This window comes from Chitinibacter tainanensis DSM 15459 (genome assembly GCF_000429785.1).
Classification (GTDB): Bacteria; Pseudomonadota; Gammaproteobacteria; order Burkholderiales; family Chitinibacteraceae; genus Chitinibacter; species Chitinibacter tainanensis.
In genome coordinates, this window is the sequence record NZ_KE386953.1 from 350,679 (window position 1) to 368,575 (window position 17,897).

Sequence of the window (17,897 nt, forward strand, 5' to 3'; positions counted from 1 at the left end):
TACCATTAGCAAATAAAGACATAGCCATGCAAGCATACCGTCAGCATATGCTGGGTATTGCCCGCCATCGCTCTGTGATATTAGCCTGGAAGCTTATACCCGGTGGGGGCACGCTAGGCTGATTAATGCGCTTGCAGCAACACCTGCTGCGCCACTTCCACCAGGCGCCGCGTGAGCCGTTCCAGCCGCGGGGATTGCACTTTCCAGTGATGCCAATGCAGCATCACATCGGTAGGCTGATCGGGCGCCAAATCAATCAGCTCACCCCGCGCGATCAGTGGATCAGCCTGCAGATGCGGCACCATCCCGCAGCCTAGCCCCAGCAAAATCGCCTGCAGATACGGCTCGCTCGCCGGCACATGATGCTCAGGGTAAGCTCCGGGGCGCAGGCCAAAGCGCTGCAGCAGAAAATCCGCTTGCAGCGCATCCTTGCGGTTAAACACCATCACCGGCGCCAGCCGCGCCGCTTCGCGGCTGTAGCCGCCGGCAAACCAGCGGGCATGAAACTGCGGCGAGGCCAACATGCGATAGCGCAAAATGCCCAGCGGATGCACCAAGCAGCCTTGCATCGGTTGCGGCTCGGAGGCCACGCAGGCCAGGGCCTGCCCTTCCTGCATTAGGGCATGGGTGTGATCCTGATCGTCCACCGTAAGGCTGAGCAACACATTCTCGCTGATCAGAAAATCACTGATCGCGGGCAATAACCACGTACTGAGCGTATCGGCATTCACCGCCAGCGGCACACTCAAGGTCGCCGAGGCTGCCCCAGAAAACCCGGCCAGAAAGTCTTGCTCCAGCAAGCGGGCGCGGCGCAAATATTGCACCAGCTGTTGCCCGGCCAAGGTGGCCCGACAGGGCCGCGAGCGCACCAGCAAGGGCGTCCCCAGCGCAGTTTCCAGCTGACGCACCCGCTGCGAAACTGCCGACGGGGTGAGATGCAGCTTGGCGGCGGCCTGCTCAAAGCTGCCGCTATCCATCACTGCCAGCAAGGCTTCGGTCTGTTTATGATCAAACTGCATAGCGGCTCCGGCTGGGCTTAATATTTAAATATTTTAATGGTAAACAAAGAAATTTAAATATTCTTCATCTTTGGCCCGCCCTTGCGCACAATCATGCCAATTGGATCAAACAAACCATGTGTGTAGATGATGAATAGCAGTGTGTTTTTTCAAGGCATGGGCCTGTGCGCCAGCCTGATCATGGCCATCGGCGCCCAGAATGCCTTTGTGCTGCGCCAGGGCATTACCCGGCAATATATTTTCGTGGCCGCCATCACCTGCGTGCTGTGTGATTTCGTACTGATGGCCGCGGGTATGTTGGGCATGGGCAAAATGCTGCAAATGCTGCCGGGCTTGCAAGCGTGGATGGCGCTGGGTGGCGCGCTATTTGTGTGGTGGTTTGGCTGGGGCGCCCTGCAAAAAGCCTTTCGCCCCACAGCGATGCAGCTAGATACCCAAACCGAGCAACAGCAAACCACCAAGAGCGTGATTTTGGCCGCGCTGGGCTTTTCACTGCTGAACCCGCATGCGATTCTCGACACAGTGGTGCTGGTCGGCGGCATTGGCGCGCAGCAAGCGCCGGCCAATCAGCCGATGTTTCTACTGGGCGCGGTGAGCTTTTCCTGCCTGTGGTTTTTCTCATTGGCCTTTGGCGCCAGCAAGCTCGCCCCCCTGTTCGCTCGGCCGCTGGCCTGGCGCATTCTGGATGGCCTGATTGCGCTGATGATGGGCGCGATCGGCTTGTCGCTACTGCGTTTAAGCGGCTTCTTCCCCTTCCTCGCCTAAGCCCTCGCGACTGAACCCGCACGACCAACCCACAGCCCGCTGACCAAAATTTAGGCAGCGGGCTTTTTTTATGTCCAAACAAAGGTTTAAACGGCTTACCCACAGTTTGCCCACGCGGGCATACCCGCTTTTTGTGTACGGCGGGGATAAACTCCCCTCATTGCCACCGCCCTTGAACAAGGGCATATGCTATGCACTACTCTCCGACCGCCTAAAGTCCGGGCCAAACCACCTAACCTGGCCACTTTCAGCACTAAAACGCGCCGACCACACTCAGCGCCTAAAGTTTAGGCAAGATCAAGATCCGCTGCCGCATCAGCCACTTACCGCATTGCTCCACAGCTTATGCCCGCAGCTGTGCCCGCTAGGCGGGGATAAAGTGCGGGGCTTGGTGTTAAACCCCCTGATGCCGAGCCAGACTCACTGCAGCCGGAGTCGGCTTGGTGCGGCATCACGCACACTGATTAAAAAATAGGCGCAACAACTAAACTTTAAGCAATCAATTACTTAGCCCAACTACCCACAGCTTGCCCACCTGGCTGTGCCCGGCCGGCGTGGATGAATTGCCACTGGCAGATTTCATTGCCTATTTTTTAGTCAGGCGCATTTTATGCCATCAGAACAAGCCATTAGCTGCATCATCCACAGCTTATGCCCGCGTCTACCCCCGCCTGACGGGGATGAATTGCGTAGCAAGCTGGGCGCGGCTTAGTGAGATGCGGGGATAAAGTCACCAGCGCGGCCGGTGGATGATCGGAATGAACATGACTGCATCCTCAATCTAGCCCAATTGCTTATTTTTTAATCACCCAACTTTTTCATTCTGGATTCAGCGCCTTAGCCTAGTTGCCCACAGCTTACCCCATGCGCTATGCCCGCTGCGGGTGAGTAAATCACGGCGTACTGCCCGATTTTGCACCAATCTAGCACTTTGCCGGCAGATCAAGGGCTTAGCGATACTATCCACAAGCGCGGGCGCGCTTTATCCACGCGAGGGGTGGATAATTCACGATTTTGGCGACCAAGGTTGAACTCCTGTCAGGGCTCGGCCACAATGCCTACCAACAGCAGTATCGGGCGCTAAGCCCGCTAATCCGCCATTTCACAGCCATACCCCCGCGCGAGCCTTGCCATGAATATTGAAAAAGTCATTTTCGGTTTTTTTATCCTGCTGGCCTGCACGTTAAATTTCGGCTTTGTGCTCGGGCAGATCGATGTGCCGCACCAGCATGATGTGTTTGAGCTATTTGCCGCGATTGTGGTTAATTTCATCGCCACTGCGCTCAAGTTTGGGGACCGCACTCAGGTCGGCGCCTTGCATCTGGCCACCAGCCTAGTTGCCGATCTGCAGCTGGTGACGGCCGCGCTGGTGTGGGGCCATGCCGAATATGTCAGCGGCACCGGCATGACGCCGGGAGTCACCTCAATGGTGGTGTCGCTGGCTGCTGGTGCCCTGGCCGCCAATGTGGTGTCGGTGGTGCTGCTGATCGGCGAAACGCTGCAACATCGCCGTTAAGCGGGTTAGTCCGGCATGGATGGCATTTTCTTTTTAATGCTGCGGCGCTTGCGTGCGCCCATCGTGATGCTGATCGCGATTTACGGCATTGCCGTGCTGGGGCTGGTTTTGATCCCCGGCGTGGATGATCAGGGCCGGCCCTATCACATCGATTTTTTCCACGCTTTTTACTTTATTAGCTACACCGCCACCTCGATTGGTTTTGGCGAGATCCCCTACCCGTTTACCTATCAGCAGCGCTTGTGGGTGTTGTGCTGCATTTATCTGGCCGTAACCGGCTGGGCCTACGCGATTGGCTCGATTTTTGGGCTAATGCGCGATGAAACGCTGCGCAAAGCGATTGCCCAGGCGCGCTTTCGCCGCAAAGTGCGGCAGTTGGCCGAGCCGTTTTACCTGATCTGCGGCTACGGCCAGACTGCCCGCCTGCTGTGCAAGGTACTGGATGATCTGGATATCCGCTTTGTGATCATCGAGCAGCGCGAAGAGCGGGTGAACGAAATTGCACTGGCGGACTTTCGCTTTGATACCCCCTGCTACGCCGGCGATGCCGCCAACCCGGAAATATTAAAAATCGCCGGCATTGAGCACCCGCAGTGCATCGGCATCTTGGCCATTACCGGCAACGAAGAGGCCAATCTGGCGATCGCGATTGGCGCTTATGTATTACGACCGAAATTGCTGTCGATATGCCGCAGCCGTAATCAATCGGTGGCGGACAATATGGCCTCGTTTGGCGCCAACAAGGTGATCAATCTGTTTCAAACCGTGGGGCGCAAATTCAGCCGCCGTCTGCAGCAGCCGCAAGTGACGCGGGTATGCGATATTCTGGCCGATTTTCCCGGCAACCCGATTGTGGAAGAGCCCAGCCCGCCGGTGGGGCATTGGGTGATTGTCGGCTACGGGCGCTTTGGCGCCGCCGTGCATGGCTCGCTGCTGCGCGCGGGCTGTACGGTCACGGTGATAGACCCAGAGCCGCAGGCGCAGCTGGTACCTGCCGAATTTATCCAGGCACTGGGCGTAGAGGCCGCCTCCCTCAAAGCAGCTGGCATCGAGCGCGCAGTGGGGCTGCTGGTGAGCCATGATCACGATGCGAATAATCTGTCGGCGCTGGCCACCGCTCGGGAAATCAACCAGCAGCTCTTTACCGTAGCGCGGCAAAACCTCACCCACAATCATCTGCTGTTTGAGGCCTTTAAACCCAATATCACCTCGATCCGGGCGCAGATTATTGCGCACGAATGCTTGCGCGCGATGGAAAACCCGCTGCTGGCGGAGGCGATGGCGCTGATTCAGCAGCAAAGTGAAGACTGGGCCGCCGAGTTTTTGCCGCAGCTGCATCAGCTGTGCGCAGGCCAGGTGCCGGAAATCTGGCGGGTGCGCTTTAATGCCCAAAATACCTCAGCCGTGCACGCCATGCTGGCGCAGCCCACGCCGCCGCTGCAGATCGGCCACTACACCCACGATGCACTCAATCATGGCGATACGCTGCGCTGTGTGGCGCTGTTGCACCGGCATGCGGGGGTGGATCAGCTCTTACCCGCCAGCAGCACGCGGCTGCAATTCGGCGATGAAGTGCTGTTTATTGGCGATCACCATGCGCGGCTGGCCCACACGGCAGTGCAAGAGAACATCGGCCTACTCGATTACATTCGCACCGGCGAAGAGCAACCGCAGGGCTGGCTGTTCCGCCGCTGGGCTCAGTGGCAACAAGAGCGGCAGCGCGAGCAGGAACAGGAACGAGTTCCGGCAGCGGCTGCCACCCACACACCGCCGAACGAAAATGCCTAAAAAACAGGCAGCGGCGTTTTCCCCTTGCAGATCAGACCACTAAAGCGCTTGTCCACAACTTACCCCAGCGACTGTGCGCAGCCCACGGGGATAAGCCGATTTTGCTGGGCGTACCTGCACAAAAATTAGGCACCATCAAAAAACATCACCGGCACAAGGGCTTAGCCCATTTACCCACAAGCTATACCAAAGCCTATGCACGCGGGCTGTGTACAGGGTCAGTGAATTGCTGAAACGCGCCATCTTAGTGGGCCTTTCGCCCACCTAGCGCCCGTGGGTGCATCCGGGAAAACCGTGGGCTTTCACTTTAGCGCCAGCCGCAGCGGCCCCATTATTGACCACAGTTCACAACAAATTACGCGGTGCGCCGGTGAGATAGCCCGCGATATTGTCGATCAGCTGATCGGCCAGCGTTTGCATGGTTTCCACGCTGGCCCAAGCCACATGCGGCGTGATCAGTAGATTAGGCAATTGCACATCCAACAGTGGATTGCCCTGCCGCGGTGGCTCGCTACTCAGCACATCCAGCCCTGCGCCGGCAATTTGCCGAGTTTGCAGCGCGGCCAACAGTGCCGCTTCATCCACAATGCCGCCGCGCGCGGTGTTCAGTACAATCGCCGAAGGCCGCAACAGTGCCAGCTCTGCAGCGCCAATCAGGCCGCGGGTGTCGTCGGTGAGCGGGCAATGAATACTCAACACATCGGCGGTGCGCAGCGCCTCCTCCCACGGCAAATAGCCGGGGCGGGTTTCGGGCTGGCCTTTGCGGCCGGCAAAAAATACCTGCATGCCAAAAGCTGCGCCCAATTTCGCCGTGGCCTGCCCTAGCGCCCCACTGCCTACCAGCACCAGCCGGCTTCCGGCCAGATCATGCGGTGGTTCTAGCGCCGGATTGGCGGGCAGGCAAAAACCGCTGGCGTTTTGCCACTCGCCCGCTTGCACCCGCTGCCGGTCGCTGAGTAATTGCCGCCGCAAGGCCAGCATTAGCATCAGGGTATGTTCCGCAACGCCATGAATGGCGTAGTCTCGGATATTACACACCCCCACCGTATGCGTGCAGCAGGCAGCGAGATCGATATTATTAAACCCGGTGGCCGCCACGGCGATCAGCCGCAGCTGCGGCAGTAGGCTTAGCATTTCGGCCGTGATCGCGACTTTATTGGTCACCGCCACCGTCGCCCCTTGCAAGCGCGCCACCACTTCATCGGCGCGGGTGTGGGCATGGTTGACCCAGCGATGGGCTAGCGGTAAGGATTTAAGCGGCACCGGCAAAGTAGCGGCATCCAGAAATACAATCAGCGGTTCGGTCATCAGGCATCCAGTCGGCGTGGTGGCGCCGAACTTAAAAATCGACAAGTGGGCACATTATTGCGCCGCACCCGGCTGCAAATGCTGCTGGGCAAAGGCCTGCAGCGCGGCGCCCAGTGCACGGGCGGGGCGAGTTTGCCGCGCCCAGTGATGCCAATACAGCGGCACATTGGCCGCCAGCTCGGGCCAGGCTTGCAGCTGGCCGGCGGCCAAGCCGGCGGCGGCTTGCTGCCGCGGCACCACGGCGTAGGCCAAGCCCGCCTGCGCGGCGGCAAAGAGGGCATTACTTTCGGGAATCACATGGCAGGGATATTGGCCTTCCAGCAGGCCCCAGCGTTCGCGTAGCAGGCGGCGGTGCAGGCTTTCTTTATGCCCAAAGACGGCTGCCGGCGCGGCGGCCAAGGTGGCGCTGCTAAGGCCCGCGCTAAAGTAATCATGGCTAAAGCCCGGCGTAGCCACGCCGATGTATTCCATACTCCCCAGCGGTATCACCCCACAGCCAGCCACCGGGCCTGCTTGCGTGCTAATACACCCAGACACTTCGCCCGAGCGCAGCAGATCAAGCGTATAGGCTTCATCATCGACCACGCAATCGAGCAAGAGCTGCGCCTCGCCCAGCGCCAGCGCCAAAGCGGGCAACAAACCCAGCGCCAGCGTATCGGCATTCACCCCCACCCGCAGGGTGAGCCAGCTGCGGCTGGCGGGCTCGGCGCGCAATTGCTCGCTCAGCTCGCCTTCCAGTGCGCGCACTTGCCGCACATGGGCCAGCAATTTTTCGCCGGTGGGCGTAGCCGAGAGCGGCGTATCACGGCGGAGAAGCACTTCGCCGTGGCGCTCTTCCAGCTGACGAATGCGCTGCGAAATGGCCGAGGGCGTCAGATGCAGGCGTTTGGCGGCGGCCTCGAAGCTGCCACAGCGCAGCACCATATCCAGCGCATCGAGCAATTTGTAATCCAACATAAGCCAATTTCGGGTGGGCAGAGAATTTATCGTTTTACCACGGATAAGGGCTCTGTTTGAATAGCCGCATCACCACTTGATTGCAATGATCTGGAGTTTGCCATGAAACCGCTGAATGGCCCGCAACTGGCCCGCCTCGCTGCCGAACACGGCACCCCGTTCTGGACTTACGACGCGGCCGTGATCCGCGAGCGCATCAGCCAGCTGCAAGTGTTCGACACCATTCGCTTTGCGCAAAAGGCCAACTCCAATACCCATATCCTGCGCCTGATGCGCGCGCAGGGCGTGAAGGTGGATTCGGTGTCATTGGGCGAAATCGAGCGCGCACTGGCCGCCGGTTTTCAGACCGGCCCCGACAGTGACGACATCGTGTTTACCGCCGATTTGCTGGATCGCGCCACATTAGCCCGCGTGGTTGAGCTGGATATTCAAGTCAATTGCGGCAGCCCGCAGATGCTGGAGCAGCTGGGCCAGGCGCACCCGGGGCACCGCGTGTGGCTGCGGATCAACCCCGGCTTTGGCCACGGCCATAGCCAGAAAACCAATACCGGCGGCGAGCAAAGCAAGCACGGCATCTGGCATGAACAGCTACCGCAAGCGCTGGCGCTGATGGAGCAATACCAGCTCGATCTGGTGGGCCTGCATATGCATATTGGCTCGGGCGTGGATTACAGCCATCTGCAGGAAGTATGCGCAGCGATGGTGGCGCAAGTGAAAGAATCGGGCCGCGATATTCGTGCGATTTCTGCTGGCGGCGGCTTGTCGATTCCATATCGCGTGGGTGGTGAGCGCATCGATACCGCACATTACTTCAGCCTGTGGGATGCGGCGCGTAAAGAAATCGAAGCCCATCTGGGCCACCCTGTGCATCTGGAAATCGAGCCGGGCCGCTTCCTGGTGGCCGAAAGCGGCAAGCTGGTGGCCGAAGTGCGGGCGAAAAAAGATGTCGGCAATAATCATTTTGTGCTGGTGGATGCCGGTTTTTCTGATCTGATGCGCCCGGCCATGTATGGCAGCTACCACGAGGTGAGCGTACTGCGCGCCGATGGCAGCGCCGCCACTGGCGAGCTGCGCGATACAGTCCTGGCTGGCCCTTTGTGCGAATCGGGCGATGTATTTACCCAGGAAGAAGGCGGCGTGGTCACCCCGCGTGCCCTGCCTACCGCCGAAATTGGCGACTTGGTGGTGTTTCACGATGCCGGCGCCTACGGCGCGAGTATGTCGAGCAACTACAACACCCGCCCATTGATTGCCGAGCTGCTGCAAGAGGGCGACACCACGCGGCTGATTCGCCGCCGGCAAAGCATTGCCGAGCTGTTGGCGCTGGAAACCGAGCTGGCGGCCGACTAAGGCAAGGGCATTAATTAATAGCGGCCTCGCGCCGCACTCCCCTACAATGGCTTGCATTATCTGCAAGCCATTGTCATGTCTACGGCCCGGTGGGCCGTTTGTTGGGAGTTTCTATGCCACCTATTTCGATTGGCCTTTATGGCACGCTGGTTGCCGCCTCGCTGGTGCTACTACTGGGCCGGCTCTTAGTGGAAAAAACCGCACCGCTAAAAGCCTTTACCATTCCCGAGCCGGTGGCCGGTGGCCTTTTGGTGGCGGGCCTATTACTGCTGGCCCAGCAGGTGGCCGGGGTAACCATCAAATTCGATACCAGTATTCAAACCCCGCTGATGCTGGCCTTTTTTGCCACCATTGGTCTCTCGGCTAATCTGGCTAGCCTGCGTGCCGGCGGCAGAGTGATGGTGAAATTCCTCGGCGTGGTGCTGGGCCTACTTTTGCTGCAAAACATCATCGGGATTAGCCTGGCCAATCTTTTAGGCCTGCCCGGCCATTTGGGGCTGTTGGCCGGCTCGATTACCCTCTCGGGCGGCCACGGTACTGGCGCGGCCTGGAGCAAGGTCTTTAGCGAGCAATTCGGCATCAATGGCGCGACCGAGCTGGCGATGGCTTGCGCCACGTTTGGGCTGGTTTTGGGCGGGCTGATCGGTGGACCGGTGGCGAAAATCCTGCTTAAAAAAGTCACCCCACCTGGCGCCGAGCATAATCAAGATCAAGACCCGGGCATGTTTGAAGAGCCGCAAGCCACGCGCCTGATCACTGTGAATTCCTTTATCGAATCACTGGCACTGATCGTCTTAAGCTTGGCCGGTGGGCATATGTTGGCCGAAGCGCTGGCCGGCACGGCATTTGAGCTGCCCACCTTTGTGTGCGTGCTGTTTAACGGCGTATTGCTGCGCAATGTGCTGTCGGGGCTAGGTTGGTATCAGGTCTTTGATCGTGAAATTTCGGTGCTGGGCAATGTAAGCCTGTCGCTGTTTCTGGCCATGGCACTGATGAGTTTGCGCCTGTGGGAGCTGGCAAACCTAGCCTTGCCGATGCTACTGATCCTGCTGGTGCAAGCCTTGGCGATGGGCGCCTACGCGATGTGGGTCACTTTCCGGGTGATGGGCGCCAATTACGATGCCGTGGTGCTGGCCGCCGGGCATTGCGGCTTTGGGCTCGGCGCCACGCCCACCGCGATTGCCAATATGCAGGCGGTCACCCATCGCTTTGGGCCTTCGCATTTGGCCTTTATTGTGGTGCCGATGGTGGGCGCGTTCTTTATCGATATTGCCAACGCCATCATCATCAAGCTGTTTATGGCTTTGCCAATTTACTAAACTGAGCAAGATCCGCACTTTCACCGCTATCCCGCTAGGAGTACGCCATGCCTTTGGCTCATGTGTATGTGGCCCCCGGTTTTGAAGAAGTCGAGCTGATCACCATCGTGGATATCTTGCGCCGCGCCGACATTAATACTCATCTGGTCAGCACCGCTGCCGCCGGGGTGGTGGCTGGCGCGCACAATGTGGGTATTGCCGCAGACCTTAGCTTTGATGAGGCTGCCAGCGAGATACCCGATCTAGTGGTGCTACCGGGGGGCGGCCCGGGCACACAGCATATGCTGGCGCATCCTTTGCTCGCTGGGCGGCTGCACAGCCAGTTTGCCGCCGGCCGGCGCGTGGCCGCCATCTGCGCCGCGCCGATGGTATTGGCCAAAGCTGGGCTGTTGCGCGATTTGGCCGCCTGCTGTTTTCCTGGTTGCGAAGCGACATTGAGCGAGCATGGCGCCAAAGTCAGCGCCTTTAATGTGGTCACCGATGGCCTAATCACCACCTCACGCGGCCCGGCCACCGCGGGCTTATTTGCGCTTGAGCTGGTTCGCCTGCTGCGCGATGATGCCACCGCCATCGCCGTTGGCCGTGCCATGCTGTATCTCTAAAACAGCTGAACCCGCTGGTCAGATCAGATACGGTGACAGGGTATTGGCATGAGGGCATTGATTTAAATAAGCCTCCGAGCAATACCCACGCCATCAATTGCACACCGTCGCCAACGGGCTTGCCCTCCCCGTGGGTGATATAATCAGCGCACTGTCTGTTTAGAGTTCGCCATCATGTCGCATACCCCGCTCCCCCACGCCGAAATCAGCGCTGCTCTGGCTTTATTGCGCGCCGGAGAGCTGGTCGGCATTCCTACCGAAACCGTCTATGGCCTCGCGGCCGATGCCAGCCAGCCCGCGGCGGTGGCCAAGATTTTTGCCGCCAAAGGCCGCCCTGCTGATCACCCGGTGATTGTGCACATTGCCGGCGCCGCGCAATTGGCCGCCTGGGCGCAGAATATTCCCGATGAAGCTTATCTGTTGGCAGAAGCCTTTTGGCCCGGCCCGCTTACGCTGATTCTGGAACGCCAGCCACATGTCAGCCCCGCCGTTACCGGTGGCCAGGACACCGTTGGCCTGCGCGCCCCCGCCCATCCACTCACCCATGCCTTACTCAGCGAGTTTGGCGGCGGCCTTGCCGCCCCTAGCGCCAATCAATTTGGCCATGTCAGCCCCACCACGGCGGAGCATGTGCGTGGGGAATTTAGCCCCGAGGTGCTGCAATTGGTGCTGGACGGCGGCCCCTGCGCGGTGGGGGTGGAATCCACGATTGTTAGTCTGGTTGGCGATACGCCCAAGCTTTTACGCCCTGGTGGTGTCTCCCGCGCCGCCATCGAAGCGGTATTAGGCCATCCCCTGGAGCACCACACCAATCAGCATTCCGCCAAGCAACGCGTCTCCGGATTGCTTGATTCGCACTACGCCCCGCGTACCACCCTAATTACCGGCAATGCCGAGCAGATCATGGCGGCTGCCGCCCAACGCCAAGCGGTGGGCGAACGGATTATGGTGCTGAGCTATTCGGCCATCCAATCAGCCACTTATCCGCTGCACCCAATGCCGACCGACAGCGACAATTATGCTCAAGCACTGTACGCCACATTGCGTCAGCTGGATCTGGCCGGCTACGACGCCCTGCTGCTCGAGCTACCGCCGCACACACCCGAATGGCTGGCGGTACAAGATCGGCTACACCGTGCCGCACATCACAAGTTGTCTTAAACAGGCACCTAAAAATAACCACTTATCGTGCATAACTGACCGCTCTGCGCCTCAGATCACACCCACTCTTGCAGCTGTAAGGCAAAAACCTTACGATGCAACCAACCCAAATTGGAGAGCAGGCATGCCCCGCAAAGCTGGCGGTTTTACGCTGATTGAATTGATGATCGTTGTGGTGATTATCGGCATCTTGGCCGCGATCGCATTTCCGTCATACCAAGATTACGTGCGCAAATCACGCCGTAGCGATGCCAGCATTGCCATCAATCGTGTCATTCAAGCGCAAGAACGTTGGCGGGCAAACAATGTCAATTATGGCACCCTCACCAATCTGGGTTTGAACACGACCTCGGACAATGGTTACTACTCAATCGCGGTAAGCGGTTATAACGGCACAAACTGCACTGGCACGGCTGATGGCAACCAGTATTGCGTAACAGCTACTGCAGTTAACGGCAAATCCCAAGCGGCAGACACTAACTGCACCTCCATGGTGGCTATTGTCCAAGCAGGCTCCACTCGTTACACGCCAGCTACTGGCTGCTGGAGTAAGTAATGGGGCGTCGAGTGTCTGGTTTTACCTTGGTTGAGCTGCTGGTTACACTCGCCGTATTGGCCATTGTGCTGGCGATCGCAGTACCAAACATGAGCGGGTTTATTGCCAAGCAGCGCGTCTCGCGGCTTAGCGACACTCTGGTTAGCAACCTCCAATTTGCTCGCTTGGAAGCTATTAAATACAACCAGAAAGTGTGTCTAGCCGTAAATCCAGACACCAGCACTTATTTGAAACTGACGCGAAAATCGATTGATTGTGATTGCAGTACAAGCACGGGCACCTGTGCAGGCCAGTCATCCTATGAGTTAAGCAAGACCGAGATTAGCCCAACCACACTCAGTTCATTTTCTACTGAATTAAACAATGCCTATATCGATCCAGTTCGTGGCATCTGGACATTCAGTAGCAACCAATTCACCAACAAGTCATTTGATATTAGCAATAGCGACAAACAACTACGCCTTAAGCTGCGTTTCAATGGTCAAATGCAACTATGCAACCCAGTAAGCAGCAAAAAAGTAGGGGGATATCCAGCATGCTAATTCCCTCGATCAAACAACAACAGGGCTTGACCCTGGTTGAAATTTTAGTGGCATTAGCCATTTCACTATTGCTGCTACTGAGTATTAGTACATTTTTTCTCGATTCATTGCGCAATATGCAATACCGGCAAAATGCAGCCAGTCTGAATAGTCAATTGCGCACTATCACGCAATTGGTCGAACAAGATGCGCGGCGGGCTGGTTACTCCCCAACCTTTGGGGATACCAGCGTGAGTGGGATTCATGTTGTAGAGTCGAATCAATGTTTTTTATATGACTACTACAATACGGCCAGCACCACAACCTCCAGTGTTCGCCAAACCGGGTTTAAGGTTGGCTCACAAGGTGACTTATTGGTTTATAACCCACCATTGGTTGCTCGCCCCTATACCCGGCCAAGCACAACCACGCGCGACAGTATTTGTGGCAGCTGCGATTCATCGGTCGGCACCGGAACGGCTTGTGAGAATTGGTACCCAATTACTGATCGCACAAAATATATTTTTGATTTCACTGCCTTTAACTTCAATGCGCCAGCTGGGAATATTGATCAACGCTTTATCAACCTGACTTTGCGCCTAAGGCTACGTGCTGATCAAAATGTATCTCGCACGTCAACAATTACCATCACCAATTCAAATGGAGGCTAATTTCATGCTCAGCAAACAGCGAGGAATGGCCACACTCCTAGTGTCCGTTATTTTGATTTTCTCATTATCAGTGGCTGCGCTCTATATGAATCGCGGGCTATTTATTGAGCAAAAATCTAACAACAACGCCTATTACAACGCGCAAGCCCGCAATGCCGCCGTTAGTGGCATGCAGGTTTTTCTGGCCAACTTTCGTAGTCAGATTAGCACTCCAGACAGCATCACTTGGCTAGACGCCACCAATAACTACGCACCAATCACCTCGGTTAGCCTGCCCCAGGCTAATTCGGATATTGATTACTCAAGCCTGAATCGCGCCCATACAGATTCACTCGATTCAGACGGCAATCCAAAATTGGTGTCTAGCTGCACCGCAGCCACAGGCACTGCGAAATCGGCAGTATTATGCGGCCGTAACACGGCCAGCAGCCAATATTTTATTGGCGTAAATCTGCTCAGCAGCTCCACAACCGGGGGCGTGACCACCCACAATCTACGGGTGGCCTCAATCGGCCAAGCGGATGGGAACTCGGCGGAATCCGTTATATTTCGTGATATTCAATACATCGTAACACCAGGTACTGGATCGTCTAATCTCGGTTCGTTTTTTGCAGTCAATGGTAGCTATCGTTATTACAATTCATCCATCGGTGTCGACATTGGCGTATGTACAGTGGGTTGCGGCTTGCCACCAGCTAGTGAAGTTCCATCCGGTGTCAATCAATATGATCAGTACAATCTGATTAAAGGTAATTACTCTGATTTTGCTAGCAACCCACACAATGGTATTTCAGTGGGCGATAAGATTCAGTCCGGCACGCCTAATTGGAGTAATGGTTCAATGAGCTGGACAGATCAGACGCCAGCGGGAGCCAAAAGCAATAACTGTACAGGTTTATATTACTCAAACCCGGACAAAAGCTCGTGCAGCAACAATAATCCCGCCTCTATCGCGGGCAAACAAGCCAATGACCAATTTTTCAAGCAATATTTTGGCGCCAATAAAGATGCTTTTTTGAATAGTAATTTTTCGAATATTTCATCAACTAATAAGAGCGCCACTCTTTCCGCGGATGGCAGTACAGTCGTCATCAACTGTCGCACCGGGTGCACTTATACATCGAATGAGATTGAGGCTGCGCTGAAAACCTATACCGACAAATCAGTGATTATTGATGGCAATGTCACCATCTCCGGCGGCACATCAGACATGCGCCAACTGCAAGACACCTTTCTGTATGTCAGCGGTGAGCTGACCTTAGGTAATTGGGCCACAGGCGCCGGCCCGACCATGACGTTTAACGGGGTCTTGGCTGTAGAAGGCAATGTGAATGCCTACACTTCTTTCAACCTCAACCCTTCTTACAATGCTTACCAAAGGTCTCGCGCCCGCAGACCACCAGCAGCACCAACAGTAGCGTTTACTGGTGCAAGTGGCTGGCGTGATTTCAAGCAGGCCAATTAAGGAAGCGGCATGAACCCTAACAACCTGCCAACTCGCCAGACCGGCTTCTCCATGATTGAGGTTTTGATTACGCTCATTGTGATCTCAGGCAGTATCTTGGCACTGACCTCATTACAAACGGCATTGCAGCGTGAAACCACTTACAGCGCTGAGCGTACCGAAGCCTTGGATATCGCAAATAATGAGCTCAATAGGCTGAATGTGGTTACTTTTGCCAATATCACAAATGACTTCGTGGATACCGGGGGCTCAGGCTTGACGTTCTGCCCAACCTCGGCGACCCGAACATCCAACTCAACCAGCTATACGGTCACTTGCTCGGTGAGCCGCCGCAACTCGGTAACCGGAGCGGTTTCTGGTTCGGGTGATATCAAACTAGTGACCGTCACCGCGGCATGGCGCCCGATTGCGGCAAAAAAAGATGGCTCTGGCAATTATCTGAATGAGTCAGTCCAAGTTTCTGCGGTTTTCAGTGAATAATTGATTATCGCAACACACGCGAAAAACCCTTTGGTTTACACTACGCCCCTGCCCGATTGCAGGGGCGTTTATCTTTGGCAAGGAACCACCATGCGCTTCTACTTCCCCCTCGTCATCATTGACGAAGACTTCCGCTCGGAAAACACCAGCGGCTCCGGTATCCGTGAATTGGCGGCGGCCATCGAGGCCGAGGGCATGGATGTGGTGGGTTATACCAGCTATGGTGATTTAACCTCGTTTGCCCAGCAGCAAAGCCGTGCTTCGGGCTTTATTTTGTCGATTGACGACGAGGAATTTGGCGGTGGCTCGGCGGAAGAAACCGCCGAGGCGCTGGCGCAGTTACGCGGCTTTGTGGAAGAAATCCGCCGCCGCAATCCGGATATCCCGATCTATCTGTATGGCGAAACCCGCACCGCGCGCCATATTCCCAACGATATCCTGCGCGAGCTGCATGGCTTTATTCACATGCATGAAGACACGCCCGAATTCGTGGCGCGCCATATCATTCGCGAAGCTAAATCGTACCTCGATAGCCTCGCGCCACCGTTTTTCCGCGCGCTGACGAATTACGCGCAAGACGGCTCGTACTCATGGCACTGCCCTGGTCACTCGGGCGGCGTCGCGTTCTTGAAATCACCCGTTGGCCAGATGTTCCACCAGTTCTTTGGTGAAAACATGCTGCGCGCCGACGTGTGTAATGCGGTGGAAGAACTCGGCCAGCTGCTCGATCACACCGGCCCGGTAGCGGCATCAGAGCGCAATGCGGCACGCATTTTTAATGCCGACCATTTGTATTTCGTGACCAACGGCACGTCTACCTCGAACAAAATCGTGTGGAATTCAACCGTTGCGCCGGGTGATATCGTGGTCGTGGATCGTAACTGCCACAAATCAATCCTGCACGCGATCATGATGACTGGCGCGGTGCCGATTTTCCTGATGCCAACGCGCAATCACTACGGCATTATCGGCCCGATTCCACGCAGCGAATTCGAGCCAGAATCGATTCGCCAAAAAATGCTGGCCAACCCATTCTGCCGCGAAAAACTGGCCGAAAACCCAAATATTAAGCCACGCGTGTTGACCATCACCCAGTCTACCTACGATGGCGTGCTGTACAACGTGGAAGAGATCAAAGGCCTCTTGGACGGCGTGATTGAAACGCTGCACTTTGACGAAGCCTGGCTGCCGCACGCGGCATTCCATGATTTTTACGGCGATTATCACGCGATCGGTGAAGACCGCCCACGCTGTAAAGATTCGATGATTTTCTCGACCCAATCCACTCACAAACTGCTGGCGGGGATTTCGCAGGCCTCGCAAATCTTGGTGCAAGACGCCACCGATAATAAGCTGGATCGCGATATCTTCAACGAAGCGTACCTGATGCACACCTCCACCAGTCCGCAATACGCGATTATCGCGTCGTGCGACGTGGCGGCAGCGATGATGGAAGCGCCGGGCGGCACCGCGCTGGTGGAAGAATCGCTGGCTGAGGCGCTGGAATTCCGCCGCGCGATGCGCAAGGTGGATGAGGAATACGGTAGCGACTGGTGGTTTAAAGTCTGGGGCCCGGATGATCTGACCGACGAAGGTCTGGATCACCGCGATGCGTGGATGCTCAAAGCCGGCGAAAACTGGCATGGCTTTGGCGATATTGCCGAAGGCTTTAACCTGCTCGACCCAATCAAGGCCACAATCCTGACCCCCGGTCTGAATGTGGATGGTGACTTTACCGAGCAAGGGATTCCAGCGGCGATTGTGGCCAAATACCTGGCCGAACACGGCGTGGTGATCGAGAAAACCGGCCTGTATTCCTTCTTTATCATGTTTACCATCGGCATTACCAAAGGCCGCTGGAACACGATGGTAACGGCGCTGCAGCAGTTTAAAGACGATTACGACAAAAACGCCCCACTATGGCGCATTTTGCCGGAGTTCATCGCGCAATTCCCGCAATACGAGCGCGTTGGCCTGCGTGATCTATGCCAGCAAATCCACGGCATTTACAAAGAAAACAACGTGGCCAAACTGACCACCGAAATGTATCTGTCGGATCTGGTGCCCGCGATGAAGCCATCGAAAGCGTTTGCCAAGATGGCACACAAAGAGATCGAGCGTGTACCGCTGGATGAGCTGGAAGGCCGCGTGACTGCGGTGATGCTGACCCCTTACCCACCGGGCATTCCGCTGTTGGTACCGGGCGAAGTCTTCAATAAAACGATTGTCGACTATCTGAAATTTGTGCGCGCCTTCAATAGCCGCTTCCCTGGCTTTGAGACCTACACCCATGGTCTGGTGGCCGAGAAAGATGCCAGCGGCACGCATTACTTTGTTGATTGCGTGGCGGCCAGCTAAGCCAGTGACTCAGCAGGCGCAAACAAAAACCGGCCACTTGGCCGGTTTTTTACTTCAAGGG

16 protein-coding genes are annotated in these 17,897 nt (G+C 56.6%); 13 read left to right on the top strand and 3 right to left on the bottom strand.

Translation table 11 applies throughout. From position 1 onward, the window contains the following. Positions 1-122 precede the first annotated feature (122 nt). A complete protein-coding gene (locus G482_RS0116410; protein ID WP_028450943.1) occupies positions 123-1,019 on the bottom strand; it encodes a LysR family transcriptional regulator ArgP in 897 nt (298 codons plus the stop codon). 126 nt (positions 1,020-1,145) lie between these two features. Between G482_RS0116410 and G482_RS0116415 the strand changes: the two genes are divergently transcribed. The 3 genes from G482_RS0116415 (at position 1,146) to G482_RS19225 (ending at position 5,088) form a co-directional block, all read left to right on the top strand. Continuing rightward, complete coding sequence (locus tag G482_RS0116415; protein ID WP_245575304.1) at positions 1,146-1,784, top strand: LysE/ArgO family amino acid transporter; 639 nt, start codon at positions 1,146-1,148, stop codon at positions 1,782-1,784. Between the two features lie 1,132 nt (positions 1,785-2,916). Further along, complete coding sequence (locus G482_RS0116420; RefSeq protein WP_028450945.1) at positions 2,917-3,300, top strand: DUF6394 family protein; 384 nt, start codon at positions 2,917-2,919, stop codon at positions 3,298-3,300. A 15-nt stretch (positions 3,301-3,315) separates the two neighbouring features. After that, on the top strand, positions 3,316-5,088 hold the full coding sequence (locus G482_RS19225) for an NAD-binding protein (RefSeq protein ID WP_051259126.1): 1,773 nt from the start codon (positions 3,316-3,318) through the stop codon (positions 5,086-5,088). Between the two features lie 345 nt (positions 5,089-5,433). Here G482_RS19225 and G482_RS0116430 read toward each other — a convergent pair whose 3' ends face one another. Together G482_RS0116430 and G482_RS0116435 are read right to left on the bottom strand one after the other, a co-directional pair. Beyond that, positions 5,434-6,396 carry a D-2-hydroxyacid dehydrogenase gene (locus G482_RS0116430; protein WP_028450946.1) on the bottom strand — a complete coding sequence of 321 codons (963 nt, stop codon included), beginning with the start codon at positions 6,394-6,396 and terminating at the stop codon, positions 5,434-5,436. A 54-nt stretch (positions 6,397-6,450) separates the two neighbouring features. After that, complete coding sequence (locus G482_RS0116435) at positions 6,451-7,353, bottom strand: ArgP/LysG family DNA-binding transcriptional regulator (protein ID WP_028450947.1); 903 nt, start codon at positions 7,351-7,353, stop codon at positions 6,451-6,453. A gap of 102 nt (positions 7,354-7,455) precedes the next feature. Between G482_RS0116435 and lysA the strand changes: the two genes are divergently transcribed. The 10 genes from lysA to G482_RS0116485 all read left to right on the top strand — a co-directional run bounded on the left by lysA (position 7,456) and on the right by G482_RS0116485 (position 17,836). Further along, the gene (gene lysA, locus G482_RS0116440) at positions 7,456-8,703 is read left to right on the top strand and encodes a diaminopimelate decarboxylase (RefSeq protein ID WP_028450948.1); all 1,248 of its coding nucleotides are present in this window, start codon (positions 7,456-7,458) and stop codon (positions 8,701-8,703) included. Positions 8,704-8,816: 113 nt separating this feature from the next. Further along, positions 8,817-10,022, top strand: coding sequence for a sodium/glutamate symporter (gene gltS, locus G482_RS0116445; RefSeq protein ID WP_028450949.1), 1,206 nt, complete (start codon positions 8,817-8,819; stop codon positions 10,020-10,022). A gap of 47 nt (positions 10,023-10,069) precedes the next feature. After that, positions 10,070-10,624: a DJ-1 family glyoxalase III gene (locus G482_RS0116450; protein ID WP_028450950.1), complete on the top strand. Its 555-nt coding sequence runs from the start codon at positions 10,070-10,072 to the stop codon at positions 10,622-10,624. 174 nt (positions 10,625-10,798) lie between these two features. After that, on the top strand, positions 10,799-11,785 hold the full coding sequence (locus tag G482_RS0116455; RefSeq protein WP_028450951.1) for an L-threonylcarbamoyladenylate synthase: 987 nt from the start codon (positions 10,799-10,801) through the stop codon (positions 11,783-11,785). Between the two features lie 124 nt (positions 11,786-11,909). Next, a complete protein-coding gene (locus tag G482_RS0116460) occupies positions 11,910-12,341 on the top strand; it encodes a type IV pilin protein (RefSeq protein WP_028450952.1) in 432 nt (143 codons plus the stop codon). Continuing rightward, a complete protein-coding gene (locus G482_RS19900; protein ID WP_051259127.1) occupies positions 12,341-12,883 on the top strand; it encodes a pilus assembly FimT family protein in 543 nt (180 codons plus the stop codon). The genes G482_RS0116460 and G482_RS19900 overlap by 1 nt, the downstream gene beginning before the upstream one ends. Continuing rightward, a complete protein-coding gene (locus G482_RS0116470; RefSeq protein ID WP_028450953.1) occupies positions 12,877-13,533 on the top strand; it encodes a PilW family protein in 657 nt (218 codons plus the stop codon). Before G482_RS19900 ends, G482_RS0116470 begins: the two co-directional genes overlap by 7 nt. Positions 13,534-13,537: 4 nt before the next feature. Continuing rightward, the gene (locus G482_RS0116475; protein WP_156905433.1) at positions 13,538-14,998 is read left to right on the top strand and encodes a hypothetical protein; all 1,461 of its coding nucleotides are present in this window, start codon (positions 13,538-13,540) and stop codon (positions 14,996-14,998) included. A gap of 9 nt (positions 14,999-15,007) precedes the next feature. Continuing rightward, positions 15,008-15,478, top strand: coding sequence for a type IV pilus modification PilV family protein (locus G482_RS19235; protein WP_034619897.1), 471 nt, complete (start codon positions 15,008-15,010; stop codon positions 15,476-15,478). A 90-nt stretch (positions 15,479-15,568) separates the two neighbouring features. Next, positions 15,569-17,836 carry an arginine/lysine/ornithine decarboxylase gene (locus G482_RS0116485; RefSeq protein ID WP_028450955.1) on the top strand — a complete coding sequence of 756 codons (2,268 nt, stop codon included), beginning with the start codon at positions 15,569-15,571 and terminating at the stop codon, positions 17,834-17,836. Positions 17,837-17,897 lie beyond the last annotated feature (61 nt).

Excerpts from the sequence above, each read along its gene's own strand:
- G482_RS0116460 (WP_028450952.1), top strand. The coding sequence starts at position 11,910 with ATGCCCCGCAAAGCTGGCGGTTTTACGCTGATTGAATTGATGATCGTT.
- G482_RS0116475 (WP_156905433.1), top strand. The coding sequence starts at position 13,538 with ATGCTCAGCAAACAGCGAGGAATGGCCACACTCCTAGTGTCCGTTATT.
- G482_RS0116470 (WP_028450953.1), top strand. The coding sequence starts at position 12,877 with ATGCTAATTCCCTCGATCAAACAACAACAGGGCTTGACCCTGGTTGAA.
- G482_RS0116430 (WP_028450946.1), bottom strand. The coding sequence starts at position 6,396 with ATGACCGAACCGCTGATTGTATTTCTGGATGCCGCTACTTTGCCGGTG.
- lysA (WP_028450948.1), top strand. The coding sequence starts at position 7,456 with ATGAAACCGCTGAATGGCCCGCAACTGGCCCGCCTCGCTGCCGAACAC.
- G482_RS0116420 (WP_028450945.1), top strand. The coding sequence starts at position 2,917 with ATGAATATTGAAAAAGTCATTTTCGGTTTTTTTATCCTGCTGGCCTGC.
- G482_RS19225 (WP_051259126.1), top strand. The coding sequence starts at position 3,316 with ATGGATGGCATTTTCTTTTTAATGCTGCGGCGCTTGCGTGCGCCCATC.
- G482_RS0116410 (WP_028450943.1), bottom strand. The coding sequence starts at position 1,019 with ATGCAGTTTGATCATAAACAGACCGAAGCCTTGCTGGCAGTGATGGAT.
- gltS (WP_028450949.1), top strand. The coding sequence starts at position 8,817 with ATGCCACCTATTTCGATTGGCCTTTATGGCACGCTGGTTGCCGCCTCG.
- G482_RS0116485 (WP_028450955.1), top strand. The coding sequence starts at position 15,569 with ATGCGCTTCTACTTCCCCCTCGTCATCATTGACGAAGACTTCCGCTCG.
- G482_RS0116415 (WP_245575304.1), top strand. The coding sequence starts at position 1,146 with ATGATGAATAGCAGTGTGTTTTTTCAAGGCATGGGCCTGTGCGCCAGC.
- G482_RS0116455 (WP_028450951.1), top strand. The coding sequence starts at position 10,799 with ATGTCGCATACCCCGCTCCCCCACGCCGAAATCAGCGCTGCTCTGGCT.
- G482_RS0116450 (WP_028450950.1), top strand. The coding sequence starts at position 10,070 with ATGCCTTTGGCTCATGTGTATGTGGCCCCCGGTTTTGAAGAAGTCGAG.
- G482_RS19235 (WP_034619897.1), top strand. The coding sequence starts at position 15,008 with ATGAACCCTAACAACCTGCCAACTCGCCAGACCGGCTTCTCCATGATT.
- G482_RS0116435 (WP_028450947.1), bottom strand. The coding sequence starts at position 7,353 with ATGTTGGATTACAAATTGCTCGATGCGCTGGATATGGTGCTGCGCTGT.
- G482_RS19900 (WP_051259127.1), top strand. The coding sequence starts at position 12,341 with ATGGGGCGTCGAGTGTCTGGTTTTACCTTGGTTGAGCTGCTGGTTACA.